The following is a 25,372-nucleotide window of genomic DNA, read 5'->3' on the forward strand; positions in this document are numbered from 1 at the left end:
AGTGACCGAAACCGTGGACGTCCCCATTATCGCGCCCGTCCTGCCGGTGTACGCCCACCCCGGCGACGCCGGGGCGGATCTCGTCGCGAACGAGAGCGTGCGACTCGAGCCGGGGCGGCGCGCGCTCGTCGGCACCGGCGTGCGGATCGCGCTGCCCGACGGGTACGCCGCGTTCGTCGTGCCGCGCTCGGGTCTCGCCGCCAAACACGGCATCACGATCGTCAATGCACCGGGTACGGTCGACGCGGGATACCGCGGCGAGATCAAGGTCGCGCTGCTGAACACCGACATCGATAACGCCTACGACATCGCCATCGGCGACCGGATCGCCCAGCTGATCCTGATGCCGGTGCCGCGGGCGCGCTTCCTTCCGGTCGACGACCTGCCCGACAGCCCTCGCGGCGACGCCGGCTTCGGCTCGACCGGCTACCAGAACGGAGTCACGTCATGACTGACGCCACACCCACACCCACCCCCGCGGGCAAAGTCGCCCCCGACAATCGCTCCACGACCGGACCGTTCGACGAGTCCGAGGCCAACCCCGTGCGCCCGTACATCGACCTCGGCGGCATCAAGGTGCTTCCGCGCGAGGGACTCAACCTGCGTCTCGAGGTGGAGGAGCAGACGAAGCGCATCGTCGCCGTGGGCCTCGACTACGCCGGTTCGACCCTGCAGGTGCAGCCGTTCGCCGCACCGAGAACGGCCGGGCTGTGGGAAGAGACACGGGAGCAGATCCGCGAACAGGTGAGGCAGCAGGGCGGCCGCGTCGAAGAGCGCGAGGGTCCGCTCGGCCCCGAGCTGCTCGCTGAGGTCCCCGTGGCGACGGCCGAGGGCGAGCCGGGCAAGCGTTTGGCACGATTCGTCGGCGTCGACGGCCCGCGCTGGTTCCTGCGCGGCGTGATCGGCGGCGCCGCGACCGCCGATGTCGAGGCCGCCGAGAGCATCGAAGACCTCTTCCGCTCCATCGTCGTCGTGCGCGGGGGCACGCCCATGCCGCCGCGTGACCTGATCCCGCTGCGGATGCCGGCGACCCCGGGCACCGCGTGAACGACCGCCCCGACCTGACGCCGCCCGACCCCGGAGCGCCGGCGTCCGCCGATGCGGCACCCTCGGCGTCCGAGATCTTCGGGGCGGCACTCGGCGGCGCGGCGCGCCGGGCGGGCCTGGACCCTTCCGAGGGCAAGAGCACGGGACACGTCGTGTGGGGTGCGATGGGCGGCTGGCGCGGCGTGCTCGAATCCGTGCTTCCGGGCCTCATCTTCGTCGCGGTCTACACGGTCACGATCGACCCCGCGACCGGTGACGGCAACCTGTGGCTGTCGCTCGGACTCTCGGTAGGGATCGCCGCCGTCTTCACGATCGCGCGGCTCATCGCCCGCCAGCCCGTCACCGCAGCCGTCGGCGGGCTCGTCGCCGCCGGCGTCGCGGCCGCCTTCGCCGCGTTCACGGGTGAAGCCAACAACAACTTCATTCCCGGGTTCATCACGAACGTCGTCTACGGCTCGGCGCTGCTGATATCGGCGCTCATCGGATGGTCGATCATCGGCCTCGCGGTGGGGTTCCTGATGGGGGAGGGCACCGCCTGGCGCCGGGACAAGCGCAAGCGCCGCGTCTTCTTCTGGCTCACGATCGCGTGGGCCTCCCTGTTCGCCGCCCGGCTGATCGTTCAGGTTCCCCTCTACCTCGCCGACAACGTCACGGCCCTCGGAACCCTCAAGCTCGTCATGGGTCTGCCGCTGTTCGCACCGCTCGTCGCCGTCACCTGGCTCGTCGTGAGGGCCGTGTATCCCCGCAGCGAGGCAACGCCGGATCCCGCCGCCGAGTGATACATTTATCTTGACATCAAGATAAAACGTTCCTCTCCGCGTTAGGTGAACCTCACTAGCCACAGGGCTCTCGCGGGGGAAAGATGGGGGAGCGCGCTGTGCGTCGCGCTCCGCCGCCGATGAAGGAGACCCACGTGTCCACGGTTGACAGCTTCGGTGCGAAAAGCACCCTGACGGTCGGCAGCACCGACTACGAGATCTTCCGCCTCGACACCGTTCCCGGTTACGAGAAGCTCCCGTTCAGCCTGAAGGTGCTGCTCGAAAACCTTCTGCGCACCGAAGACGGTGCGAACGTGACGAAGGCCCAGATCGAGGCGCTCGGCGCCTGGAACCCGGGCGCTGAGCCTGACACCGAGATCCAGTTCACGCCGGCGCGCGTCGTCATGCAGGACTTCACGGGAGTGCCCTGCATCGTCGACCTCGCCACGATGCGCGAAGCTGTGGCCGGCCTGGGCGGCGACGCCGACAAGATCAACCCGCTCTCGCCGGCCGAACTCGTCATCGACCACTCCGTCATCGCCGACCTGTTCGGCTCGGAGAACGCGCTCGAGCGCAACGTCGAGATCGAGTACGAGCGCAATGGCGAGCGTTACCAGTTCCTGCGCTGGGGCCAGACGGCGTTCGACGACTTCAAGGTCGTCCCCCCGGGCACCGGAATCGTTCATCAGGTCAACATCGAGCACCTCGCCAAGGTCATCTACGACCGTGCTTCGACGAGCTCGGCAACCGGCGAAGCGGTGCTCCGCGCTTACCCCGACACGTGTGTCGGCACCGACTCGCACACCACGATGGTCAACGGCCTCGGCGTGCTCGGCTGGGGCGTCGGTGGCATCGAGGCCGAGGCCGCCATGCTCGGCCAGCCGGTGTCGATGCTCATCCCGCGCGTCGTGGGGTTCAAGCTCACCGGCGACATCCCCGCCGGCGTCACCGCGACCGATGTCGTACTCACGATCACCGAGATGCTGCGCCATCACGGCGTCGTCGGAAAGTTCGTGGAGTTCTACGGCGCCGGTGTCGCGTCCGTTCCGCTGGCCAACCGCGCCACGATCGGCAACATGAGCCCCGAGTTCGGCTCGACCGCCGCGATGTTCCCCATCGACGATGTGACGCTGGACTACCTGCGCCTCACGGGCCGCAGCGAGGATTCCGTCGCGCTCGTCGAGGCGTACTCGAAGCTGCAGGGCCTGTGGCACGACCCCTCGGTCGAGCCGGTCTTCAGCGAGTACATCGAGCTCGACCTCTCGACGGTCGTGCCGTCGATCGCCGGACCGAAGCGACCGCAGGACCGCATCCTGCTCTCCGAGGCCAAGACCCAGTTCGAGAAGGACATCGTCAACTACGCCGACCCGTGCGTGACGGACGACATCGTCGACCTCGAGTCGAAGCACTCCTTCCCCGCGTCGGACCCGGGCGCCGTGCCCGGCGAAGAAGACGTCGACACGCGCGACGTGCACATCTCCAGCGGCGGGCCCGCCGCGGCATCCAATCCTGTCAAGGTCACGACGCCCGAGGGCCTGAAGTACACGCTCGACCACGGCGCGGTCACCCTCGCCGCGATCACCTCGTGCACCAACACGTCGAACCCGTCCGTCATGCTCGCGGCCGGCCTCCTGGCGCGAAACGCGCTGCAGAAGGGCCTCAAGCAGAAGCCGTGGGTCAAGACGACACTCGGCCCCGGCTCGAAGGTCGTCACCGACTACTACGAGAAGTCCGGCCTCGACAAGGCGCTCGAAGGTCTCGGCTTCTTCACGGTCGGCTACGGCTGCACGATCTGCATCGGCAACTCCGGCCCGCTCATCGACGAGGTCTCGCACGCCGTCAACGAGCACGACCTCGCGGTGACGGCCGTGCTGTCGGGTAACCGCAACTTCGAGGGCCGGATCAGCCCCGACGTGAAGATGAACTACCTGGCGTCGCCGCCGCTCGTCGTCGCCTACGCCCTCGCCGGATCGATGCACTTCGACTTCGAGACCGACCCGCTCGGGCAGGACCCCGACGGCAACGACGTCTTCCTGAAGGACATCTGGCCCTCGCCCGAAGAGGTGCAGGCCACGATCAACTCCTCGATCTCGCGCGAGCAGTTCATCAAGCAGTACGCCACGGTGTTCGAGGGCGACGAGCGGTGGAAGAGCCTGCCGACCCCGGATGACTCGGTCTTCCAGTGGGATGAGAACTCGACCTACGTGCGCAAGGCGCCCTACTTCGACGGCATGACGATGGAGCTGACCCCCGTCACCGACATCACGGGCGCCCGCGTCATGGCGACGCTGGGTGACTCCGTCACGACCGACCACATCAGCCCCGCGGGCAACATCAAGATCGGCACGCCCGCCGCGAAGTACCTCGAGGAGCACGGCGTCCGCCAGAAGGACTTCAACTCCTTCGGCTCGCGTCGCGGCAACCACGAGGTCATGATCCGCGGCACGTTCGCCAACATCCGTCTGAAGAACCTGCTCGTGAGCGCCGTCAACGACGGTGCGGTCGTCGAGGGCGGCTACACGCGCGACTTCACGCAGGAGGGCGGCCCGCAGTCGTTCATCTACGACGCGTGCATGAACTACCAGGAGCAGGGCACTCCGCTCGTCGTGTTCGGCGGCAAGGAGTACGGCTCCGGCTCGTCGCGCGACTGGGCGGCCAAGGGCACGAGCCTGCTCGGGATCAAGGCCGTCATCACCGAGAGCTTCGAGCGCATCCACCGCTCCAACCTCATCGGAATGGGCGTCGTCCCGCTGCAGTTCCCCGAGGGTCAGAGCTGGGAGTCGCTGGGTCTGGACGGCACCGAGATCGTCTCGATCACGGGCCTCGAGCAGCTGAACGAGGGTGTCACGCCCAAGACGGTCAAGGTCACGGCCACTCCGAGCGAATTCTCGCCCGAGGGCAAGCAGACCGTCGAGTTCGACGCGGTCGTTCGTATCGACACGCCCGGCGAGGCGGACTACTACCGCAACGGAGGCATCCTGCAGTACGTGCTGCGCTCGCTCGTCTGACATCTCGCACAGAAGGTCCCGTGCCCGCAAGGGTGCGGGGCCTTCTGCTCTTCTTCAGCCGGTCGGCGTAGAATCGAGGGATGCCGCGCGAGCGGCGGCATCCGCTGACGAAGGGCATACGGAATGGGTCTTCTCCAGGCGATCCGCGGGCCTCGCGACCTCGACGCCCTCTCCACGGAACAGCTGGAAGAGCTCGCCGGCGAGGTTCGCGCGTTCCTGATCGAGAACGTCGCCCGCACCGGGGGGCACCTCGGTCCGAACCTCGGCGTCGTCGAGCTCACGATCGCGTTGCACCGCGTCTTCGATTCGCCGAACGACCCCGTCATCTTCGACACAGGCCACCAGTCGTACGTCCACAAGCTGCTCACGGGCCGCCAGGACTTCTCACAGCTGCGCACGCGGGGCGGACTCGCGGGCTATCCGCAGCGCTCGGAGAGCCCGCACGACGTCGTGGAGTCCTCGCACGCGTCGAGCTCTCTCAGCTGGGCCGACGGCCTGTCCCGAGCCTTGACCCGCACGGGCCACGACGATCGCCATGTCATCGCCGTGGTCGGAGACGGCGCTCTCACGGGCGGCATGACGTGGGAAGCGCTCAACAACATCTCCGACGACAACGAGCGCAATCTCGTCATCATCGTCAACGACAACGGCCGGTCGTACGCCCCCACGATCGGCGGCATGGCGAGGTACCTCAACCGCGTGCGCACCGCGGAGCCCTACCGTCAGCTGCACGAGGGATCGGCGACGCTGTTCCGCAAGCTCGGACCCGCTGCCCGCGCACTGTATCGGGGTGTGCGCGGCGGAACGCACGGCTTCCTCTCCCGCTTCACGAACAACACCGAGCTGTACTCGAACCTGGACATCAAGTACCTGGGACCCGTCGACGGACACAACCTCGAGACGCTCATCGAGACCCTCGAGCTCGCCAAGTCGTACGGTGCCCCGGTCATCGTGCACGCCATCACGGAGAAGGGTCGCGGCTATCAGCCCGCGCGCGACGACGAAGCCGATCAGTTCCACGCGGTCGGTCGCATCGATCCCGTCTCGGGCCGGCCGGTCGGCTCGTCATCGACCCTCGGCTGGACGGATGTCTTCGCCGACGAACTCGTCGCGCTCGGCGAAGCCCACGACGACATCATCGGCATCACGGCGGCGATGCTGCGGCCCACGGGCCTGCTGCGCTTCGCGCAGCGCTTCCCCGACCGCGTCTACGACGTCGGCATCGCCGAGCAGCACGCCGTCACCTCGGCGGCGGGTCTCGCCTACGGCGGATTGCATCCCGTCGTCGCCGTCTACGCCACCTTCATGAACCGCGCGTTCGACCAGGTGCTGATGGATGTCGCGCTGCACAAGGCCGGCGTGACCTTCGTGCTCGATCGGGCCGGCGTCACGGGCCCTGACGGACCGAGCCATCACGGCATGTGGGATCTCGCGATGCTGCAGATCGTGCCGAACATCCGCATCGCCGCCCCGCGCGACGAGACGACGCTTCGCGAAGAGCTGCGCGAAGCGGTCGCCGTCGATGACGCGCCCACCGTCATCCGCTACCCCAAGGGCTCGGTGAGCCCCGATCTGCCCGCTCTCGAGCGGCTCTCCGACGGTGTCGACGTGCTCGCCCGCGACGACGCGGAAGACGTGCTGATCGTGGGCATCGGCACCATGGCGCACCTCGCCGTCGACGTGGCCGAGCGCCTGCGGGCGCAGGGGATCGGCGCGACCGTCGTCGACCCGCGATGGGTCGTGCCGGTGCAGCCGTCGCTGGTCGAACTCGCGGCATCCCATCGCCTCGTCATCACGATCGAGGACGGCGTCCGCGTCGGCGGCATCGGCACGCGCGTGCGACAGGTGCTGCGCGAGGCCGGAGTCGACACGGCCGTCGACGAGCTGGGGCTTCCGACCGAGTTCATCGACCACGCATCACGCGAGCAGATCCTCGAGGATGCCGGGCTGACGCCCGCGAAGATCGCGCAGGACGTCGTGGCGCAGGTGCTCGGCACCCGCATCCCCATCGCGCGCGCCGCGACGACGGAGATCCCGACGCTCACCGACTGGGAGCGTTCGCCCCGCGCCTGACCGGGAGCCTGTCCCGGGCGGGGCCGGGAACGGGAGCGGCCCCGAGCCGAAGCCCAGGGCCGCCGTCCGTCTCAGGCGTGGATCCCGCGGATCGGCGGGTGATGGAACGTGTCGCCGAAGACCCGCTCCGACGCCCCCTCGCGATCGAGGTACGGCGACGCGCCGCCATCGATGAAAGGCCAGCCGGCGCCGAGGATGAGGCACAGATCGATGTCTTCGACCTCGGGCACGACGCCCTCGTCGAGCATGATCTTCATCTCCTGCGCAAGACCGTCCTGCACGCGCCGGAGGATGGTGTCGGCCGACGCGGGCGAGGACCCGACGTGGCCCTTGATCGTCTTCTCGGCGGCCTTCGTGAATCCCGTGACGCGGCCGCCCTTGTCCTTCTCGACGACGGCGGACAGCTCAGCCAGCGCGTGGAAGTTGTCGTTGGCGTAGAACCGGTCGGGGAAGGCGCGCACCATCGTGTCCTGCACGTGGGCCGCGACCTTCCAGCCGACGAGGTCGATGAGCTGGAAGGGCCCCATCGGCAGGCCGAGCGGGCCGAACGCCTTCTCGACATCGGCGATGGGCGTTCCCTCGTAGACGGCGCGTGCCGCTTCGCCCATGACCTTCGCGAGGAGCCGGTTGACGACGAAGCCCGGTGCGTCGGCGGTGAGCACGGCGTTCTTACCGAGCCCCTTCGCCACGACGAACGCGGTCGACAGCGCGGCATCCGCGGTCTGGGGGGTCTTCACGATCTCGATGAGCGGCATGACCGCGACGGGGTTGAAGAAGTGGAAGCCGACGAGACGCTCGGGGTGCTTCAGCTTCGCGCCGATCTCCTCGACCGACAGCGACGACGTGTTGGTGGCGAGGATCGCGTCTTCGGCGATGATGCCCTCCAGCTCGGCGAAGACGGCCTGCTTGACGCCGACCTCTTCGAACACGGCCTCGATGACGAAGTCGCAGTCGGCGTACTGGCTCTTGTCGACGGTTCCCGTCACGAGCGCCCGCAGCCGGTTCGCGGTGTCTCCGTCCAGGCGCCCCTTGGCCTCGAGCTTCGCGATCTCGTCGTGGATGTAGGCGATGCCCTTGTCGACGCGCGCCTGGTCGAGGTCGGTGATGAGCACCGGCACCTGCAGTCTGCGCACGAAGAGCAGCGCGAACTGGCTGGCCATGAGACCCGCGCCGACGATGCCGACCTTCGTGACCTTCTTGGCGAGCGCCTTGTCCGGTGCTCCGACGGGACGCTTCGCTCGCTTCTGCACGAGATCGAAGGCATACATGGATGCCGCGAACTGGTCGCCCGTCGCCAGTTCCGCCAGCGCGTCCTCTTCGCGCGCGAAGCCCTCGGCCTTCGTGCCGCTCTTGGCCTTGTCGAGAAGGTCCAGCGCGACGTAGGGGGAGCGGGGGACCGTGCCGATCTTGGACTCGAGCATGCCGCGGGCCATCTTGATCGCGATGGGCCACTTCGTCAGTCGTTCGATCTTGCCGGGTTCGTTCTTGCGGTCGACCTTGATGGTGCCGGCGAGCACACCGTCGGCCCAGCGGAGGGAGTCCTCGAGGTAGTTGCCCGCGGGGAAGATGGCGTCCATGATCCCCAGGTCGAAGGCCTGCTTCGGCTTGAGCATCCGGTTCTGCTTCAGGGGGTTCGAGATGACGACCTCGAGCGCGTTCTCGATGCCGATGAGGTTCGGCAGCAGGTACGCCCCGCCCCAGCCCGGGATGATCCCGAGGAACACTTCGGGCAGGGCGATCGCGGCCGCGGACGCGTCGACCGTGCGATAGGTCGAGTTGAGCGCGATCTCGAGCCCGCCCCCGAGCGCGAGCCCGTTGACGAACGTGAACGACGGCACGCCGAGGTCACCCAGCATCCCGAACACCTTGTGCCCGAGCTGAGCGACCAGACGCGCGTTGTCTTTCGATCCGACCCGCGAGATGTCCGACAGGTCGGCGCCCGCCGCGAGGATGTACTGCTTGCCCGTGATCGCGACAGCGTGGATCTCGCCCGCCGCAGCACGGGCTCTGAGGCCCACGAGGGTCTCACCGAGCTCGGTCAGCGTCGCGGGGCCGAGCGTGTTGGGCCGGGTGTGGTCGCGCCCGTTGTCGAGGGTGACCAGGGCCAGCGTCTTGCCCGAGGGCAGGGTGATGTCGCGGACGAGGGAGTGGGTGACCACCTCGTCGCCGGCGAGGGCCACGAGGGGAGAGAAGTCGATGTCGTCGTAGTTCGTCATTGGTCCGCGTCCCTTACTTGCGCTTCTTGCCGTCGTAGTGGGGGTTCTCCCAGATGACCGAACCGCCCTGGCCGAGACCGACGCACATCGCGGTCAGGCCGTAGCGCACGTCGGGTCGCTCGGCGAACTGCGCCGCGAGCTGGATCATGAGACGGACACCGGATGCCGCGAGCGGATGGCCGAACGCGATCGCGCCGCCCCACTGGTTGACGCGCGGGTCGTCGTCGGCGATGCCGAAGTGGTCGAGCAGCGAGATGACCTGGACGGCGAACGCCTCGTTCAGTTCGAACAGCCCGATGTCGCCGATCGTGAGCCCGGCCTTCTTGAGGGCCTTCTCGGTCGAGGGGATGGGTCCGATGCCCATGATCTCGGGCTGTACGCCGGCGAAGGCGAAGGACACGAGTCGCATCTTGGGAGCGAGGCCGAGCTCCTTGACGGCGCCGCCTCCGGCCAGCAGCGACATCGTCGCGCCGTCCGTGAGCGGCGACGACGTGCCGGCCGTCACGCGCCCGTGCGGGCGGAACGGCGTCTTGAGGGCCGCGAGGTCGTCCATCGTGGTCTGCGGACGGCGTCCCTCGTCTTCGGTCGCGAGCGCCCAGGCTCCGTCGGCGTCCTTGACGGCCACCGACACGAGGTCGGGCTGGATCTTGCCGGCATCGTAAGCCGCCTGCACCTTGTGCTGGCTGAGCATGCCGAACCGATCGGAACGCTCCTTCGTCAGCTGCGGGAACCGATCGAAGATGCGCTCGGCCGTGACACCCATGTTGAGCGCGCCCGGGTCGACCATCTTCTCGGCGACGAATCGCGGGTTGGGGTCGGCGTTCGTGCCGATCGGGTGGTGCCCCATGTGCTCGACACCGCCCGCGAGGGCGATGTCGTACATGCCGACGCCGATCGAGCCGGCCATCGTCGTGACGCTCGTCATGGCGCCCGCGCACATGCGGTCGATCGCGAAGCCGGGGACGGTCTGCGGCAGTCCCGCGAGGATCGCGACCGAACGACCGAGCGTGAGCCCCTGATCGCCCGTCTGCGACGTCGCCGCGATGGCGACGTCATCGACGCGGTCGGCGGGAACGCCCGGGTTGCGTTCCATGAGTCCGATCGTCGCCTTGACGGCGAGGTCATCCGAGCGTGTGTTCCAGTACATGCCCTTCTCGCCGGCGCGCCCGAACGGGGTGCGCATTCCATCGACGAAGAAGACGTCTGAGATTTCGGCCACTGAAGCCTCCAAGAGAGTGTGGGATGAGTTCAGCCTACGAACCGGCCCGCTCCCGCGGGCAAACGGGTGGGGAGAATCTACGAAGCCGCTTCCGAGCCCGACGAGCTCGATTGCACGGAACCGACAAAAGCATCGGTGATCCGCTGTGCGGTTTCCTCAATTTGCCAGCGGCGTGCGCCGAGGGCCTCGAGCGCGGTGGAGATGGATGCCGCATCCCATGACTCCGGCGGCGCCCACGCGATCCGGCGCAGCGTATCCGGCGTCAGCAGATTCTCCATCGGCATGTTCAGCTCTCCGGCGCGCGCTTCGAGAGTCGGGCGCACCGCCTTGAGCCGTGCATCCGCTTCGGGATTGCGGTCGGACCACGCGCGCGGCGGCGGCAGCGAGTCGCCGCCACGAGCGCGTTCGAGGGGCAGCTCGGTCGCCGCGCGGCCCTCTTCGATCGCGGCCCACCAGCGGTCGAGCTGCGACCGGCTCGCGCGACCGGTGAACTCCTTGATGGCGGCCAGGGCCTGCTTGCTGTCGGGCTCGGCGAGAACAGCGGCCACGAGCGCTCGATCCGGCACGAGCCGACCCGGGGAGACGTCCTCGGCGCGGGCGAAGTCCTCACGCGCGGTCCACAGTGCGCGCGCGACGGCGAGGTTGCGGCGCCCGCGCACCGTGTGCAGGCCGCTGAGCCGACGCCACGGCTCTTCGCGCGGCGGCTTCGGCAGGCGTTCGAGCGTCGCCTGGAACTCCTCGGCGGCGATCGCGGTCTTGTCCTGGGCGATGAGCTCTTCAACGAGGACGTCACGCACATCGACGAGGTGCTCGACGTCGAGGGCGGCGTATTCGAGCCAGGACTGGGGGAGCGGCCGTGTCGACCAGTCGGCGGCGGAATGCGCCTTCGCGAGCGCGATTCCGAGCGTGTCTTCGACGAGGGCCCCGAGACCGACCCGTTCGTGACCGAGCAAGCGGGCAGCCAGTTCGGTGTCGAACAGCTGCGCGGGCTCGAGCGCCGCTTCACGCAGGGACGGCAGGTCCTGACTCGCGGCGTGCAGAATCCACTCCTCGCCGCCGATGAGCTCCTGCAGTGGCGTGAGGTCGCCGATCGCCGGCGGGTCGAAGAGGAACACCCCCGCTTCACGACGGAACACCTGCACGAGGTAGGCGCGCTGCGAGTATCGGAACCCGGAGGCGCGTTCGACATCGACCGCGACCGGACCGGACCCCCCGGCGAGTGTGTCAAGGGCACGGGACAAGCCGGCGGCATCCTCGATCACGACGTACTCAGTCACGTGTCGACCTGCGATTTGCGAGCATCGCAATCCCTTCCGATCCAGGTGGCAGCCCGGCGAGCATGCAGACGAGCTCAGCCCACGCTTCGATGTGCGGGCCGAGAGGTCCTTCCGGCGACCACGAGGCACGCAGTTCGATCTGCGCGCCCTCTCCCTCGGCGGCGAGCGAACCGAAACCCTTCGAGATGATCTTGGTCGCCGTGCCCGACTCGGAGTGGAAGCCGGCGCGCCGGGATGCAAGCGCATCGGTGAGCCACGCCCACGTGACATCGGCGAGCAGCGGATCGACGCCGATGTCGCGCTCGAGCGGGGCCTGCGCGAAGCACACGATCCGCCACGGGCCCTTCCACGGATCGGGTTCGTCGGGGTCGTGGAGCAGGATGAACCGCCCCGTCCCGAAGGGCGATTCCTCCGCGCCGGGCTCGGGTCGCACATCGCCCGCAAAGGCGATCGCGTCGGGAGCGAGACCTGTCGGCGCGGGAATCTCACGCACCGCCAGGTCGTCCCGGAATCGGGTCTCGCGCACCTCGTCGGCCGCACGGGCGAACGACGATGTGGACGCGGGAGAACGCTGGTCTGCCACGCGGACAGACTAGAGTGAGGCCTCGATGCACGCTCCCAGGCGCGCCGCGATCCGCGGCGCCTCACCTCGCTACATCCCCGGCATCCGCATCGGTCTGCTGCTGTTGACGGGCGCCGTCGCCGCGGCCGCGGCGATGCTGGGCGCCGTCGCCGCGCGCGTGGCACGCCTGGTCGTGACCCCCGCACCGCGCGTGGCGGACACGCGGATCCTGTCGCTGGACACGGCGGCGCAGACCATCACGCTCGAGCGCACGCCCGACACGGCGCTGCCCGGGCGCTACGGTCTGTTCACCGCCGACCCTGCCGGCTACGTCAAGCTCGGCTCGGTGCTCTCCGAGGATGCGACGAGTGTCACCCGCAAGCTCCTCACCCATGTCGGCGCCGGGGCGACGCCGGCTGCCGAGGCCGCCTTCAGCGGCTGGTACTTCGAGCGACCCGATGAGCTTCATGTGCCGTTCACTCCCGAACTCATCGGCTCGACGATCGGTCCCTGCCCCGCATGGCTGTTCCCCGGCGGCGACGGCGACGTCTGGGTCATCCAGATCCACGGTCGCGGCACGACCCGGTCGGAGTGCCTGCGGGCGGTTCCCGTCTTCCACGCGCTCGGCATCACGAGCCTCGTCGTGTCGTATCGCAACGACGGCGAAGCACCCCGCAGCCGCAGCGGCACGTATGCGCTTGGCGCGACCGAGTGGCGCGACATCGACGTCGCGATCGGCTTCGCGCGGCGCCGCGGCGCGAAACGGGTCATCCTCATGGGCTGGTCGATGGGCGGTGCCGTCGCACTGCAGGCGTCGCTCACCTCGGCGCATCGCGACATCATCGCGGGCCTGGTCCTGGAATCGCCCGTCATCGACTGGCGGGTCGTGCTGGCCTATCAGGCGAAGCTGCAGCGGATCCCCTCAGCGGTGGCGGGGCTCGCCCTGGAAGCCCTGGGACACGAGTGGGCGACGCCGGTGACGCGGACGGGCTCGGCCATCCCGTTCGATCGGCTGGATATCGTCGCCCGCGCGGCCGAGCTGCGGCATCCGATCCTCATCCTGCATTCGGACGATGACGGTTTCGTGCCCTCGGATGCCTCGCACGACCTGCTCGTCGCGCGGCCCGATCTGGTGGAACTCGAGGTCTTCGACGTCGCGCGGCACGCGAAGCTGTGGAACTACGACCAGGAGCGCTGGAGCACGCGTATCCGCGCCTGGCTCGCCGCGCGAGGCCTGTCGTCCGAGAGCGCGGACTGACGAAGGCTCACTGCGCCGCGCGCTTGGCCCGAACCTGGCGCTTCGCGCGCAGCAGCATGCCCGTCATGCCGGCGATGCGCAGCGGCGAGACGGCGCGCGTGAGTCCGATGCTCTGCGGGTAGTCCTCGGGGATCGCGAGCACGTCGTCGGCGCTCAGACCCGTGATGCCCTGCGCCAGGATGCTCGCGAAGCCGCGCGTCGTGGGAGCCTCGGGGGGCGCCGTCGCATGCATCGCGACGATGTCGTCCTCGTCGACGTCGACGACGATGTACACGGGGGACTGGCACTCCGCGACGCGCTCCTGCAGCTCGGGGTGGCCTTCGTACTTCGCAGGCACGGCGGGCAGCTCGTGCGAGAACTCCAGCAGCAGCTGCAGCCGGTCGGCTTCGGGCAGCTCGAGGAACTCGTCGCGGATCTCGGCGAGGGCGGCGGGCAGCATCGCGTCGCTCATCGTCGGACGGGAGCCTCACCCGGCTCGGCGCCGGTCACGATCGGCACGCGCACGGCGCTGCCCCACTCGGTCCACGACCCGTCGTAGTTGCGCACGTCGTCGAAGCCCAGCAGATGCTTGAGCACGAACCACGTGTGGCTCGAGCGTTCGCCGATCCGGCAGTACGCCACGATCGGCTCGTCGTCGGTGAGGCCTGCCTCGCCCCGGTAGATCGCGTCGAGTTCGGCGCGCGAGCGGAAGCCGCCATCCTCGGCGACGGCGCGGCCCCACGGCACGCTCTGCGCCGATGGGATGTGGCCGGCGCGGAGGGCCCCCTCTTCGGGGTAGGCGGGCGCCGTCGTGCGCGTGCCGTCGTATTCCTCGGGGGAGCGCACGTCGATGAGGGGGTAGCCGAAGTGCGCCAGGACGTCGTCCTTGTATGCGCGAAGCGCGGTGTCGTCGCGCATAACGACGGGGTAGTCGGTGACCGCGGGCGCGGGCGCGTCGGTCGTGAGCGGGCGGCCCTCGGCGATCCAGCGGTCGCGCCCGCCGTCGAGCAGTCGCACATCCTCGTGTCCGAAGAGCGAGAAGACCCACAGCGTGTACGCGGCCCACCAGTTGCTCTTGTCGCCGTAGATGACCACGGTGTCATCGCGCGAGATCCCCTTGCGGCTGAGCAGTTCGGCGAAGCCCGCCCCGTCGACGTAGTCGCGCACGACCGGGTCGTTGAGCTCGGTGTGCCAATCGATCTTGACGGCACCCGGGATGTGGCCCGTCTCATAGAGCAGCACGTCTTCGTCGGATTCGACGACGACGAGCCCGGGACGGCCCAGGCGCTCCTCGAGCCAATCGCCGCTCACCAGCCGTCCGGGCTCGGCGTACTCGGCGAACTTGGGGGATGACGTGTCGAATTCGACGGCCACGGAGTCTCCTCGGGTCGGGGATCGCGGAAGGGACGGCGTAGGGTTGAACCGCCCTTCGACCCTATAGATTCCCGGGCGAGGGAGCGCATCCGTCCGTCACACTCCCACGAGGACCCGCATGACCGCGCCCGCCACCGGGATCGTCCGCCTCACCGAACGTTCGCCGCAGCTGACCGGCGCCGAGATGGTCGCGGCGCTCGTGCCGCCACCTCAGTTCGCCGACGCGACCTTCGAGACGTATCGCACGGATGCCGCCTACCCCTCGCAGCAGGAGGCCAAGGAGCGTCTCATGTCGTTCTCGGGCGTCGGCGCCCCCGCGGCGAAGGGCGGCCTGTTCCGCCGCGCGAAGCGGGCGCCCGCGCTCAAGCCGGGCGTCTACCTCGACGGCGGCTTCGGTGTCGGCAAGACCCACCTGCTGGCATCCGTCTTCCACGCTCTCCCGGCCCGCCGCAAGTACTTCGGGTCCTTCATCGAGTACACGGCGCTGGTCGGCGCGATCGGCTACCAGAACACCGTCGAGCTCTTCCGCGGCGCCGATCTGCTGTGCATCGACGAGTTCGAGCTCGACGATCCGGGCGACACGATGGTCATGACGCGTCTGCTCGGCGAGCTCGTGTCCTCGGGCACGCGTCTCGCGGCCACCTCGAACACGCCCCCCAACGCGCTCGGCGAGGGGCGCTTCGCGGCGCAGGACTTCCTGCGCGAGATCCACGCGATGGCATCGAGCTTCGACACGCTGCGGATCGACGGCGTCGACTACCGCCACCGCGCGCTCGACGGGCATGCCGCTGTACTGGATGAGGCGCAGTACACCGCGGCGATCGCGGATGCCGCGACGCAGAGTGTCGCCGCCGACGACGGCTTCGATGAGCTCGTCTCGCACCTGGCTCGCGTGCATCCGTCTCGCTACATCCGCCTCATCGACGGCGTCTCGGTGATCGGGCTGCGCGATGTCGCGCCGTTCACCGACCAGTCCTCGGCGCTGCGCTTCGTCGCCTTCATCGACCGCGTATATGACGCGCAGCTGCCGATCAGGGCGACGGGCGTGTCGCTCGACCTCGTCTTTCCCGACGAGATGCTCGCGGGCGGCTACCGCAAGAAGTACCTGCGGGCGATCTCGCGCCTCGTCGCCTCGACGCTCGCCTGACGCGAAACGTGATGTTCACACCCGCACCGACGGTGTAACCAGCCCGAAACGCGCGACGCACGTCGCCCGAAACGCGCACTGGTCACACTGACGTCAGTGCGAGGCGATCTCGACGTCGCGATCGCCTCGCCTCTTCGTCACCCGATCGATGCGAGGTAACACCATGGATGCACCCGGCAACATCGCGTGGGCGGTCACAGCGACCGCCTTCGTCCTTCTCATGACGCCGGGAGTGGCGTTCTTCTACGGGGGACTCGTCAAAGCCAAGAGCGTCGTCAGCATGATGATGATGAGCTTCGGCGCCATCGGCCTCGTGGGCGTGCTGTGGATCCTGTTCGGGTTCAACATGAGCGCCGTCGACTCGCCCACCGCGTTCGCGGGCAACCCGTTCAGCGATTTCGCGCTGTCGGGGCTCGCGTCGGGGGAGGACGCGAACGTGGGCCTGCTGGGCGTCGCGTACAGCGCGACATTCGCCATCATCACGGTCGCGCTCATCTCGGGTGCGATCGCCGACCGGGCCAAGTTCGGATCGTGGATGATCTTCGCGGGCCTGTTCGCAACGCTCGTGTACTTTCCCGTCGCGGCGTGGGTGTGGGGTGGCGGCTGGGTGTACGAGCTCGGCACGACGCTCTTCGGTGAAGACAGCGGCATCGCCGTGATCGACTACGCCGGCGGCACGGCGGTGCACATCAACGCGGGCGCCGCGGCGCTGGCCTTGGCGCTCGTGCTCGGCAAGCGGATCGGGTTCCAGAAGGGAATCCTCAAGCCCCACAACGTTCCGCTCACGCTGCTGGGCGCCGCGCTGCTGTGGTTCGGCTGGTTCGGCTTCAACGCCGGTGCCGAGTGGATGTCCGAGGACATGGGCGGCGTCGGGCTCATCGCGATCAACACGCTCGGTGCGACGGCGGCATCGGTCATCGGCTGGATCGTCGTCGAGAAGCTCAAGGACGGCAAGCCCACCTCGGTCGGCGCCGCGTCGGGTGCCGTCGCTGGACTCGTCGCGATCACTCCGGCCTGCGCGAACCTGACGCCCGGCTGGGCGCTGCTGCTCGGCGCGATCACCGGTGTCGTGTGCGCCTTCGCGATCGAGCTCAAGTTCCGCCTCGGCTTCGACGACTCGCTCGACGTCGTCGGCATCCACCTCGCCGGCGGACTTCTCGGCACGGTGTTCCTCGGCTTCTTCGCGACGGAGACGGGCCTGCTCGTCGGAGGAGGGTTCGAGCAGCTGATCGTGCAGGTCATCGCCGTCGTCGGCGTGCTGCTGTACTCGCTCGTCGTCGCCTTCGTGCTGGGCTTCGCGATCGAGAAGACGATCGGCTTCCGAGTGAAGGACGAAGACGAGATCGCCGGTGTCGACACGGTCGTGCACGGTGAGGAGGGCTACCTGCTCGAAGAGCGGGTGTGACGCACACGCAGAAGTAGGGTGGGCGGATGGCACCGCGCTCCGGCATCCTCGGCACCCTGTCGCGACTTCTGCGCACGGTCACCTCGACGAAGACCCCGACACGCGTCGCCGCGTCGGGGTCTTCGTCGTCGAGGGGCACGCAGTCGCGGGGCCACGGCGGTTCGACCGCAACGATCGAGATCGTGCCGCCTCCGGCTTCGAAGCTGCGCATCACGTATGCGCCCGAGATGGACGGCGACCCCGACGCCGGCGAGATCGTCTGGACGTGGGTGCCGTACGCCGAGAACGACGGTCGCGGCAAGGACCGCCCCGTGCTGGTCATCGGCCGCCAGAATGCCGAGCGCGTCTATGCCGTGCGTCTGACGAGCAAGGCTCGTGACGGCGACCGCGACTACCTGCCGATCGGCTCGGGCCCGTGGGACTCGAAGGGACGCCCGTCCTGGGTCGACATCGACCAGTTGTACAGCGTGCACACGACGGGCATGCGCCGCGAGGCATCCGCTCTCGATCTGGACCGATTCGCCCGCATCGCGCAGGCACTGCAGCACCGCTACGGCTGGAGCGTCGGGGACTGACGCGAGGCGGTGGACGCGCCGCCGGGGACGTTCAGGTGATCCACTCCGCGGGGTCGCTGCCCCAGGTTCCTCCCACGCGCCCGTAGTCCGACGCCGCACCCGAGAACGCGAGCGTCGGGGGCGCGTAGGTCAGCGAGATCGGCCGCGGTTCGATGAGGTCCCGCTTCACGACGGGCAGCACGGGCATGTCGGCCACGGTGAGAACGGAGTCGGTGGATTCGAGCAGTGCCTGCCCGGTTCCTGCGATCGAGATCCGCACGTCGGGCGACCCGCCCCAGCGACGCTGTTCGATGAGGGCGAGCACGATCGCCGCGGCCAGGAGATGACCGGTGGCGTGGTCCAAGGCCTGCACGGGCAGCACCCCCGGCGTGACGCCGTCTGCGCTCTCGGCGATGGATATGCCGCTCACGGCCTGCACGATGCTGTCGAAGCCTCGTCGCAGCGCCCACGGGCCTCTGGATCCCCAGGCCGACACGGATGCGGTCACAAGTCCCGGATGCCGCTGCGCCAGGGTGTCGGCGTCGATGCCGAACCGGCTCAGCGCCTCGGGGCGGTACCCGGTGAGCACCACGTCAGCGCGGGACAGGAGCGCGTCGAACGTCGCGCGATCTCGGGAATCGCCGAGGTCGAGGAGCGTCGAGCGCTTGTCCTGACCGGTGTCGAGATACGTCCATCCGGCCTCCGCGAGCGCGGGCGGGTCCACTCGCAGCACATCGGCGCCGGCGAATGCCAGATCTCGGCTGGCCACCGGTCCCGCGAGAACCCGCGTGATGTCGAGGATCCGAACCCCTGCCAGCGGCGCATCACCCGGCCCCCACTCGCGGGGCCGTGCACCCTCTGTGCGGCGCCGCTCGATGAGGGGCGAGGTGCGCACCGTCAGTCCTTGCGGATGCTGCGCCCAGGCCTGCGGCGTCCGTGCGGCGCCGACGACGGCGCCGCACTGGGCCGCGCGGTCTTCGAGCTCGATGGCGGTCCAGCTGAGGAGCGCGGCCGAGACCTCTGCCGTGCTCGCGTCTGCGGTCGCGCCCAGCAGGCTGCGCAGCGCCCGCTCGTGGTGAGGGTAGTTCGCGTGGGTCCGCACCCACCCGTCCTCGACCATCCAGAAGCCGGACAACGGTGACCATACCGACGGCGCCTGCCCGTTGATCCGGAGAAGCCGGTCGCTCCCGAAAGAAGCGGCGACGCGGACGCGCTCCACCTGCACGGGCGCCGCGTCCCGACCGGATCGCGCCGCCAGAGCGAGGTTCAGCGCGAGCGACGCCAACGCGACACTGTCGACGGCGAGCGCGGCGATCGGAAGCGACGAGGGCCACGACGGCGCCCCCGTGGGCGGCAGCACCAGGTCGGTGGCCGCGGCGGTGAGCCCGAGCGCGTCAGCTGCCCGTCGCCCGACCGCCCCGAGGCTCATCTCCGGTCCGCGACGAGCGCGCGTCGGCCCACTGCGATCCAGCTGAGCGACCCCAGAACCGGGACGAACAGGATCACCGCTGTCCAGACGACCGCTTGAGTCGTCGAGAGGCGCGAGGCGGCGCGGGCCAGGAGGACCAGCCCGACGATGGTGAAGATGATCACCGCGGCGACGGTCGCCGACCAGGCGATGTCGTACCACGCGGGGATCAACGGGTTGTGCTCGGAGCCCATGAACTGAATCTACTGGGCCGGTGGCCGGCAGCGGGCAAGAGATTTCGGTCGCCCGTGGTGACGGTCACTCGCAGGCGAGCCCGTCGCCGTCGCCATCCCCACGATGTCCGGTGCCGTTCTGGAACCAGTCGTACAGCGCAGCCTCGTCCGGGTTGTCGACGTTGAACGGGCCGACCGGATGACCGTTGGCGTTCTTCTTCAGTTGTGAGCAGGACCGGTACTGCCGCCACCACTCATCGACCACAGGTGTCGCGGCATCCTCTGCGGCGCGCTGCTCAGCAGCGATCCGCTCTTGCTCCGCGGCGTCTGCCGCGGCCTTGCAATCGACCGTCACCACGGATCCGTCCGCGCCCGACGTCGCCGTCTGCGCGGCACGATAGGCGGACTCGCGGGGGTGCGCGGGGTACCCGTCGGTCGAGTCGTAGCGGGCGACGGCGAGACCCGCCTCAACCAACGAGAGCCCCACGTCGACGCTCGCGGCCGTGTCGACGTATCGGATGAGCCGCCCATGCTGGTCGGTGTCGTTCTGACCATCGGGAAGACCAAGATCGACGGGATCACCCGCTGTGAGGAGCGACGAGACGAGCGCGGAGGCTTCCTGGTACCCGCAGGCACCGCTCTCAGGCGCATCGATGCCGATCAGCCGAACCCTGCCCTCGCTCGTCTCGATCGTGTCTCCATCCACGACAGAGGCGAAGGTGACGGCGGCCGTCGGCGTCGGCGTCGGCGTGGCCGACGACTCCGGCGTGCACCCCACGAGAGCCGCCATCACGACGACGCCGAGCGCTGCAGCCAGAAACCTACCCATGCCCCGAGCCTAGGGGCGGCGAACACTGCCGCCGATCGCGCGAACGCCCGATATCGTCGGGCCATGAGCGACGTCCTTCCCCTGAGCCCCGACGAGCTGCTGACCACTACCCGCTCCGTGCGGCGGCGGCTGGATCTCGAACGCTCCGTGCCGCTCGATGTCATCCGAGAAGCGCTCGAGGTCGCGCTCCAGGCGCCGACGGGAAGCAACGCCCAGACATGGCACTGGATCGTCGTCACCGACCCCGAGAAGCGCGCGGCGATCGCCGGGCTGTACGCGCGATCGTTCGCCCGATATCGCGCGTCCGGTGCCCGAACCTACGCCGACCCGACGCGCGAAGCGGTGCAGCAGCGGGTCTCGTCGAGCGCTGACTACCTCGCCGAGCACATGGCCGAGGTCCCGGTCCTCCTGATCGGCGCGATCTTCACGGGCGCCGAGGAGTTCGACCCCGGAAGTCAGGCCGGTCTGTGGGGGTCGCTGCTCCCCGCCGCATGGAGTGTGCAGCTCGCGCTACGGGCGCGCGGTCTCGGCAGCGCCTGGACGACCCTGCACCTCGCGTACGAGCGCGAGATCGCGCAGCTCCTCGGCATCCCCCCGACGGTTCACCAGGGCGTGCTCCTGCCCGTCGCCTACACCGTGGGAACGGACTTCCGACCCGCGCACCGCGCGCCGCTCGACGACGTACTCCACATCGACGGCTGGTGAGAGCCCGGTGCCGTATAGCTCGACAGCTGGGGGACACGGACCTGTCGTTCGCCGAGTGAGGGGAAGAGCCGATGCTGACGTTCGATGACGCGCGAGAGATCGCTGCTGCGCACTACGGCGAGCCTTTCGCGGGCGAGGGCATGCAGGACGACGGCGTGTGTCTCGTGACGCCGCAGCGTGTGCGCGATGAGGAGGCTCGCGGACTCATCGGGGTCGGCGGCGCGTGGATCGTGGTCGACAGGGAGACGGGTCAGGTCGCCGAATGGCCGCATCTCGATCATCTCGATCGCGTGCAGCAGATGGATCGCGCGAGCGCTCGACGGTTGGAGGGTGGGGGCTGAGCTCCACCGTCGTGTTTCCGGTTAGAATCGTCCGGTGCATTTGTACTTCCTGTGACGGCTGAGTAGGCGCGTCGTGCTCGTTGAGTCATCCGAGTTCGCGACGGCCGCTCATTCCTGACCCCGCACGGGGTCGCCGTCATCTGTGTGCCTCCGGCCCTCGCGGGCTCCGTTGAGGTGCGCCGCCTCGAAGGAAGCGAATGCTCACGCCCACGAACCCTCAACCCGCGCGCCATAACGCGCAGCTCATCGCGTCTGACGTCTCGGTCATGCGCGGGACGACACCCGTCCTCAACCACGTCGACCTCACCGTCACGCCCACGTCGCGGATCGCGATCGTGGGCGAGAACGGGCGCGGAAAGTCGACGTTGCTTCATGTCTTGGAAGGGTCGCTCGAGCCCGACGCCGGCACGGTGCAGCGAATCGGAACCCTCAGCATCGCGGAACAGGAACTGCCCGCCGATGACGGTCGAACCGTCGGGCAGGCGGTGGCCGACACGATCGCAGTGCCCCTGGCGACACTTGCCACGCTCGACGCAGCCGCGCTTGCGCTGTCGACCGGCGACGCCGGAGGTGCAGACAGGTATGCCGCGGCGCTGGAACACGCAGAGACCCTCGACGCCTGGAACGCGGAACGGCGCGTGCACATCGCGTTGGAAGCCCTCGATGCCGAGACCGATCCCGACCGTCGCCTCGCCGATCTGTCGGTGGGACAGCGGTATCGCGTCCGGTTGGCCTGCCTGTTGGGGGCCGACGACGACTTCCTGCTGCTCGACGAACCCACCAACCACCTTGACCGCGGCAGCCTCGACTTTCTGACCGCGCAGCTGCGCGACCGCAAGGGCGGCGTCGTCGTCGTCACGCATGATCGGGCGTTGTTGTCCGACGTGGCGGAGACGATCGTCGATCTCGATCCGACGCCCGATGATCGCGTGCGCGTGTACCGCAACGGGTACGCGGGCTACCGGGAGAGCCGGGAAGCCGAACGGGAACGGTGGCAACAGGATTATGACCGTCAGCAGGGGGAGCTCGCGCGGCTGCAGGACAGCCTCAGCGCGGCGCAGAACCGGCTCGTCTCGGGGTGGCGCCCCGAGAAGGGCACGAACAAGCACGGCCGCGCGACCAGGGCGGGCGGCCTCGTGCAGAGCGTGCACCGTCGCCGGGAGCAGCTCGATGCCCACGCGGTCACGGTGCCCGAACCCCCGCAGCGCTTCCGTTTCCCGGATTTGTCGACGCGTACGGGGGCGACGCTCCTTTCCGTCGACGACGTGAGTGTCGTGGGACGGTTGCCGCATCCGGTGTCGTTCTCCCTCTCGCACCGGAGCCGGCTCGTCGTGACCGGACCGAACGGCGTCGGCAAGTCGACGCTGCTGAGCGTCGTCGCGGGAGAGCTGGATCCGGACACGGGTTCAGTACGCCGACCGCAGAACGTCCGTCTCGGGTTCCTCCGTCAGGAATCTGCCCTGCCCATGCAGCGACGCGTGAGCGACGTCTATGCCGCCCGCGTGGAAGCACTCATCGCCACCGGCGCCGTCCAGCCGACGGCGGCGGTCGGCCTGTCCGAGCTCGGGCTCCTGCGCCCTCGAGAATCGAGCAAACGGGTCGGCGAGCTCTCGATGGGGCAGCAGCGCCGCCTCGACCTGGCGCTGGTGCTCGCGGCGAAACCGCACGTGCTGCTTCTGGACGAACCGACCAACCACCTCTCGATCGCGCTCGTCGACGAGCTCACCGATGCCCTCGGCACGACCCGGGCCGCGGTGGTTCTGTCGAGCCACGACCGGCAGCTGCTCCGTGACGTCGATGACTGGCCGTCCTTGCGCCTGTCATGAGGTGAAATCGCGAAACCCCCGGGATTCCGGGGGTTTCGCGAGTACTTCGGTGGGCGATACCAGACTCGAACTGATGACCTCTTCCGTGTGAAGGAAGCGCGCTACCAACTGCGCCAATCGCCCATGGCCCACTCGGGACCGAGACTCGATGTTACCGGATGCCGGGGGCGCGAGCGAACACTCGGGCGCGACACGCTCGGCATGTCACTGGTTTGGCGAGTCCGAATTCTTCGGCTAAAGTTGCTCAAGTGCCCGGGGCAGCCCGGAAACGCGGATGTAGCGCAGTTGGTAGCGCACAACCTTGCCAAGGTTGGGGTCGCGAGTTCGAGTCTCGTCATCCGCTCGAGTGCAGGGGTTCCTTCCGGGGAACCACGGCACGTGGGGTCAAACCACACGGTGGCGTGGCCGAGCGGCTAGGCACCGGCCTGCAAAGCCGTTTACACGGGTTCGAATCCCGTCGCCACCTCGCCTGCATAACTTAATAGCCCAAACGGGCGCGATTGGCGCAGCGGTAGCGCGCTTCCCTGACACGGAAGAGGTCACTGGTTCGATCCCAGTATCGCGCACCACGATAAAACCCCTGATTTATCAGGGGTTTTTCTGGTTCTTGCGACCTTGCCCGCTTTCGGGGCGGGAATAGTTCCACCTCCACCAGTGTATTCACATGCATACGCATTTTCGCTGAGACACATGGAGGTCTACATCATGACCAATCACGTTGACGGTCGCGTCATCATCATCACCGGGGCAGGGAGCGGCTTCGGCAAGCTCGTGGCCGGCATGACTGCAGAGCTCGGTGCACACGTCGTGGCATCCGACATCAATGAGGACAGCCTGAAGGAGGTCGTCGACGAGATTCGCGCCAAAGGCCAGAGCGCAGAGTACAAAGTCGCCGACGTGACCGACAAGGATCAGATGGATGCCGTCGCCGCGTTCGCCGTCGAGAAGTTCGGCCGCATCGATGTCATGCTCAACAACGCCGGCATCATGCCTCTCGCGTTCTGGTCCGACCACAAGGCTGCGTGGAGGGCCTGGGACAAGTCGATCGACATCAACATCAAGGGTGTCGTCAACGGCATCGCCGCCGTCTACGACCAGATGATCGAGCAGGGCCGCGGACAGGTCGTCAACATCTCCTCGATCTACGGCAACGCCGGTATGCCCGGATCAGGTGTGTACAGCGCGACCAAGGCAGCAGTGAAGATCATCTCCGACTCGCTGCGCATCGAAGCACACGGCAAGATCAAGGTCACGACGCTCAAGCCGACCGGCGTTCCCGGCACCAACCTCGCCAGCGCCGTCGTCAACGACACCGCGATCTCCGGGCTTGCGGGACAGAATGCGGCCGACTACTTCGAGAGCACCGAGAAGTTCATGAAGGGCGAGCTTCCTGCGGACAAGACTGACTCCGACAGCATCGAATACTGGGCCATCACTCCGGAAGAACTCGCCGAGAACGTCGTCTACGTCATCAACCAGCCGTGGGGCGTGAACATCAGCGACATCACCGTCCGCGCGAGCGGTGACGTGTTCATCCACTGACCCACCCCGCGTCCCGCGTCCGGCGCCCGACCGGTTAGGCTCTCACAGCGGCTGCGCCAACGGCCGCCGTCACGACACCGAGCCCGCCGGCCCCAAGCGGCGGCACAGGGGGTAGCCATTTTCCGGACCATCACGAAGCGGTCCGCCGCCGCCGCAGCGGTGGCACTCGGACTCGTCGCCGTCGCGGGCTGCTCAGGCGTCCCGGGAGGGCCGGACGACCAGTCGGTCGCGGATGCCTGCTCGCAGGCATCCGCATCCGTCTCGGCCGCGCAATCCGATCTGTCCGATATCACCACCGATGTCACGGAGGGCAACTTCTCGGTCGTCGCCGAGCAGCTCGGCGCGCTGCATACGAACCTCGCCGAGACCGCCGAATCGCTCGGCAATGCCGATGTCAGGCGAACCCTGAATGCGCTCGCGAACAAGGTGGGCGACTTCGCCCGCATCTTCGACGGCGCCCCCGACGGAGACCTCACGGCGATCGCCGACAGGGTCACCGAGCTGCAGAGCGTCTCCCGGGATGTCGCGGCCGCCGGCCAGGCGATGAGCGATCTCTGCAACTGATCACAGCGGCTCATCTGCCGGGCTGCGCGGAATCACTTCGCGCAGCC

Annotated in this window: 23 protein-coding genes and 4 tRNA genes; 17 read left to right on the forward strand and 10 right to left on the reverse strand. The window is 68.5% G+C overall.

From position 1 onward, the window contains the following. The first annotated feature begins 1 nt into the window (after window position 1). The 5 genes from dut to dxs all read left to right on the forward strand — a co-directional run bounded on the left by dut (window position 2) and on the right by dxs (window position 6,886). The gene (gene dut / locus ACFC3F_RS01720) at window positions 2–451 is read left to right on the forward strand and encodes a dUTP diphosphatase (RefSeq protein WP_376125793.1); all 450 of its coding nucleotides are present in this window, start codon (window positions 2–4) and stop codon (window positions 449–451) included. Continuing rightward, on the forward strand, window positions 448–1,047 hold the full coding sequence (locus tag ACFC3F_RS01725) for a DUF3710 domain-containing protein (RefSeq protein WP_376125796.1): 600 nt from the start codon (window positions 448–450) through the stop codon (window positions 1,045–1,047). The genes dut and ACFC3F_RS01725 overlap by 4 nt, the downstream gene beginning before the upstream one ends. Then, the gene (locus tag ACFC3F_RS01730; RefSeq protein WP_376125798.1) at window positions 1,044–1,826 is read left to right on the forward strand and encodes a DUF3159 domain-containing protein; all 783 of its coding nucleotides are present in this window, start codon (window positions 1,044–1,046) and stop codon (window positions 1,824–1,826) included. The genes ACFC3F_RS01725 and ACFC3F_RS01730 overlap by 4 nt, the downstream gene beginning before the upstream one ends. 134 nt (window positions 1,827–1,960) lie before the next feature. Further along, window positions 1,961–4,813: an aconitate hydratase gene (locus ACFC3F_RS01735; protein ID WP_376125801.1), complete on the forward strand. Its 2,853-nt coding sequence runs from the start codon at window positions 1,961–1,963 to the stop codon at window positions 4,811–4,813. Between the two features lie 123 nt (window positions 4,814–4,936). Next, entirely contained in the window at window positions 4,937–6,886 is a 1,950-nt protein-coding gene (dxs, locus tag ACFC3F_RS01740; RefSeq protein WP_376125804.1) for a 1-deoxy-D-xylulose-5-phosphate synthase, read from the forward strand. A 71-nt stretch (window positions 6,887–6,957) separates the two neighbouring features. Here dxs and ACFC3F_RS01745 read toward each other — a convergent pair whose 3' ends face one another. From ACFC3F_RS01745 to ACFC3F_RS01760, 4 genes are all read right to left on the reverse strand, one after another. After that, a complete protein-coding gene (locus ACFC3F_RS01745; protein ID WP_376125806.1) occupies window positions 6,958–9,102 on the reverse strand; it encodes a 3-hydroxyacyl-CoA dehydrogenase NAD-binding domain-containing protein in 2,145 nt (714 codons plus the stop codon). A gap of 13 nt (window positions 9,103–9,115) precedes the next feature. Continuing rightward, on the reverse strand, window positions 9,116–10,321 hold the full coding sequence (locus tag ACFC3F_RS01750; protein WP_376125808.1) for a thiolase family protein: 1,206 nt from the start codon (window positions 10,319–10,321) through the stop codon (window positions 9,116–9,118). Window positions 10,322–10,398: 77 nt separating this feature from the next. Next, window positions 10,399–11,598: a ribonuclease D gene (locus ACFC3F_RS01755; protein WP_376125811.1), complete on the reverse strand. Its 1,200-nt coding sequence runs from the start codon at window positions 11,596–11,598 to the stop codon at window positions 10,399–10,401. After that, the gene (locus ACFC3F_RS01760) at window positions 11,591–12,181 is read right to left on the reverse strand and encodes a DUF3000 domain-containing protein (protein WP_376125814.1); all 591 of its coding nucleotides are present in this window, start codon (window positions 12,179–12,181) and stop codon (window positions 11,591–11,593) included. Before ACFC3F_RS01760 ends, ACFC3F_RS01755 begins: the two co-directional genes overlap by 8 nt. A 25-nt stretch (window positions 12,182–12,206) precedes the next feature. Between ACFC3F_RS01760 and ACFC3F_RS01765 the strand changes: the two genes are divergently transcribed. Continuing rightward, entirely contained in the window at window positions 12,207–13,418 is a 1,212-nt protein-coding gene (locus ACFC3F_RS01765; protein WP_376125817.1) for an alpha/beta hydrolase family protein, read from the forward strand. Between the two features lie 7 nt (window positions 13,419–13,425). Here the strand turns inward: ACFC3F_RS01765 and ACFC3F_RS01770 are convergent, their stop codons facing one another. Together ACFC3F_RS01770 and ACFC3F_RS01775 are read right to left on the reverse strand one after the other, a co-directional pair. Continuing rightward, window positions 13,426–13,869 (reverse strand): SufE family protein, encoded by a 444-nt coding sequence (locus ACFC3F_RS01770; RefSeq protein WP_376125820.1) that lies wholly within the window; start codon window positions 13,867–13,869, stop codon window positions 13,426–13,428. Continuing rightward, window positions 13,866–14,771: a sulfurtransferase gene (locus tag ACFC3F_RS01775; protein ID WP_376125822.1), complete on the reverse strand. Its 906-nt coding sequence runs from the start codon at window positions 14,769–14,771 to the stop codon at window positions 13,866–13,868. The genes ACFC3F_RS01770 and ACFC3F_RS01775 overlap by 4 nt, the downstream gene beginning before the upstream one ends. Before the next feature lie 118 nt (window positions 14,772–14,889). Here ACFC3F_RS01775 and zapE point away from each other — a divergent pair, with 118 nt between their 5' ends. From zapE to ACFC3F_RS01790, 3 genes are all read left to right on the forward strand, one after another. After that, on the forward strand, window positions 14,890–15,918 hold the full coding sequence (gene zapE, locus ACFC3F_RS01780; RefSeq protein ID WP_376125825.1) for a cell division protein ZapE: 1,029 nt from the start codon (window positions 14,890–14,892) through the stop codon (window positions 15,916–15,918). Window positions 15,919–16,081: 163 nt separating this feature from the next. Further along, window positions 16,082–17,323: an ammonium transporter gene (locus ACFC3F_RS01785; RefSeq protein ID WP_376125827.1), complete on the forward strand. Its 1,242-nt coding sequence runs from the start codon at window positions 16,082–16,084 to the stop codon at window positions 17,321–17,323. Window positions 17,324–17,349: 26 nt separating this feature from the next. Next, window positions 17,350–17,898, forward strand: coding sequence for a type II toxin-antitoxin system PemK/MazF family toxin (locus ACFC3F_RS01790; protein ID WP_376125830.1), 549 nt, complete (start codon window positions 17,350–17,352; stop codon window positions 17,896–17,898). Window positions 17,899–17,929: 31 nt separating this feature from the next. Here ACFC3F_RS01790 and ACFC3F_RS01795 read toward each other — a convergent pair whose 3' ends face one another. From ACFC3F_RS01795 to ACFC3F_RS01805, 3 genes are all read right to left on the reverse strand, one after another. Continuing rightward, window positions 17,930–19,306 (reverse strand): CoA transferase, encoded by a 1,377-nt coding sequence (locus ACFC3F_RS01795; protein WP_376125831.1) that lies wholly within the window; start codon window positions 19,304–19,306, stop codon window positions 17,930–17,932. Then, on the reverse strand, window positions 19,303–19,539 hold the full coding sequence (locus ACFC3F_RS01800; RefSeq protein ID WP_376125832.1) for a DUF5658 family protein: 237 nt from the start codon (window positions 19,537–19,539) through the stop codon (window positions 19,303–19,305). The genes ACFC3F_RS01795 and ACFC3F_RS01800 overlap by 4 nt, the downstream gene beginning before the upstream one ends. 64 nt (window positions 19,540–19,603) lie before the next feature. Beyond that, a complete protein-coding gene (locus tag ACFC3F_RS01805) occupies window positions 19,604–20,347 on the reverse strand; it encodes a thermonuclease family protein (protein WP_376125835.1) in 744 nt (247 codons plus the stop codon). A 63-nt stretch (window positions 20,348–20,410) separates the two neighbouring features. Here ACFC3F_RS01805 and ACFC3F_RS01810 point away from each other — a divergent pair, with 63 nt between their 5' ends. The 3 genes from ACFC3F_RS01810 to ACFC3F_RS01820 all read left to right on the forward strand — a co-directional run bounded on the left by ACFC3F_RS01810 (window position 20,411) and on the right by ACFC3F_RS01820 (window position 23,219). Beyond that, on the forward strand, window positions 20,411–21,052 hold the full coding sequence (locus tag ACFC3F_RS01810) for a nitroreductase family protein (RefSeq protein ID WP_376125838.1): 642 nt from the start codon (window positions 20,411–20,413) through the stop codon (window positions 21,050–21,052). A 71-nt stretch (window positions 21,053–21,123) separates the two neighbouring features. Then, window positions 21,124–21,393 (forward strand): hypothetical protein, encoded by a 270-nt coding sequence (locus tag ACFC3F_RS01815; protein ID WP_376125841.1) that lies wholly within the window; start codon window positions 21,124–21,126, stop codon window positions 21,391–21,393. Window positions 21,394–21,590: 197 nt separating this feature from the next. After that, complete coding sequence (locus ACFC3F_RS01820; RefSeq protein ID WP_376125843.1) at window positions 21,591–23,219, forward strand: ABC-F family ATP-binding cassette domain-containing protein; 1,629 nt, start codon at window positions 21,591–21,593, stop codon at window positions 23,217–23,219. A gap of 50 nt (window positions 23,220–23,269) precedes the next feature. Here the strand turns inward: ACFC3F_RS01820 and ACFC3F_RS01825 are convergent. Next, window positions 23,270–23,342 (reverse strand) — tRNA-Val (locus ACFC3F_RS01825). 147 nt (window positions 23,343–23,489) lie between these two features. Between ACFC3F_RS01825 and ACFC3F_RS01830 the strand changes: the two genes are divergently transcribed. From ACFC3F_RS01830 to ACFC3F_RS01850, 5 genes are all read left to right on the forward strand, one after another. Beyond that, window positions 23,490–23,562, forward strand: a tRNA-Gly gene (locus tag ACFC3F_RS01830). A gap of 52 nt (window positions 23,563–23,614) precedes the next feature. Then, a tRNA-Cys gene (locus ACFC3F_RS01835) sits at window positions 23,615–23,685 on the forward strand. Window positions 23,686–23,713: 28 nt separating this feature from the next. After that, window positions 23,714–23,788 (forward strand) — tRNA-Val (locus ACFC3F_RS01840). A gap of 136 nt (window positions 23,789–23,924) precedes the next feature. Then, the gene (locus tag ACFC3F_RS01845) at window positions 23,925–24,761 is read left to right on the forward strand and encodes an SDR family oxidoreductase (RefSeq protein ID WP_376125846.1); all 837 of its coding nucleotides are present in this window, start codon (window positions 23,925–23,927) and stop codon (window positions 24,759–24,761) included. 159 nt (window positions 24,762–24,920) lie between these two features. Continuing rightward, window positions 24,921–25,325 (forward strand): hypothetical protein, encoded by a 405-nt coding sequence (locus tag ACFC3F_RS01850; RefSeq protein ID WP_376125849.1) that lies wholly within the window; start codon window positions 24,921–24,923, stop codon window positions 25,323–25,325. The last annotated feature ends 47 nt before the right edge of the window (window positions 25,326–25,372 follow it).

This window comes from Microbacterium sp. NPDC055910, from assembly GCF_042271185.1.
In the GTDB taxonomy this organism is placed as follows: Bacteria; Actinomycetota; Actinomycetes; order Actinomycetales; family Microbacteriaceae; genus Microbacterium.